This window comes from Variovorax sp. LG9.2 (assembly GCF_035018885.1).
Classification (GTDB): domain Bacteria; phylum Pseudomonadota; class Gammaproteobacteria; order Burkholderiales; family Burkholderiaceae_C; genus Variovorax.
In genome coordinates, this window is the sequence record NZ_JASJXB010000095.1 from 1 (window position 1) to 926 (window position 926).

At 61.6% G+C, this 926-nt stretch carries 1 protein-coding gene; it reads right to left on the reverse strand.

All coding sequences use genetic code 11. The annotated features are described in order from the left end of the window. Positions 1-926: phosphate ABC transporter substrate-binding protein PstS (gene pstS, locus QN413_RS27050; protein ID WP_323499641.1), on the reverse strand; the 926-nt coding region annotated here is incomplete at both ends.

Sequence of the window (926 nt, forward strand, 5' to 3'; positions counted from 1 at the left end):
GCGACGGTCTTGCCCGACGTGTCCTTGATATCGCCCCACGACTTGGCAATCGCGGTCTTCACGCTGTCGGGCATCGGCACGTAGTCGAGGTCGTCAGCCGTCTTGTCGCCGCTCTTGTAGGCCCAGTCGAAGAACTTAAGCACGCTGGTCGCGTTGGCTGGCTTGTCTTGCACCTTCTGCATCAGGATGAAAGTGGCGCCCGTGATCGGCCATGCGTCCTTTCCATTCTGGTTGGTCAGCACTTGATAGAAGGTCTTGTTCCAGTCGGCGCCGGCTGCGGCAGCCTTGAAGGCGGTGTCGTCCGGCGACACCACCGTACCTGCAGCGTTTTGCAGCTGCGCGTAGACCATCTTGTTCTGCTTGACGTACGCGTACTCGACGTAGCCAATCGAGTTGGGCAGTTGCTTCACGAAAGCAGCGACGCCTTCGTTGCCCTTGCCGCCCGTGCCCACCGGCCAGTTGACAGCCGTGCCCTCGCCCACCTTGCTCTTCCAGTCGGCGTTGACCTTGCTCAGGTAGTTGGTGAACAGGAAGCTGGTACCCGAACCGTCGGCACGACGCACCGGTGCGATGGCGGCGTCAGGCAGTGCCAGTGAGCCGTTCAGCGCTTTGATGGCGGGGTCGTTCCACTTCGTGATCTTGCCGAGGTAGATGTCGCCGAGCACCGCGCCACTCAACTTGAGTTCGCCCGGCTTGATGCCGACGATGTTGACCACGGGCACCACGCCACCGATAACGGTGGGGAACTGCATCAGGCCTTTGGTCTTGAGTTCGTCGTCGGTCAGCGGCATGTCCGATGCGCCGAAGTCGACCGTCTTGGCTTCGATCTGCTTGATGCCGGCACCGGAACCGACAGATTGGTAATTGACCTGCGTGCCGGTCGCCTTGTTGAAGTCGCCGGCCCACTTGGCGTACAGCGGTGCCGG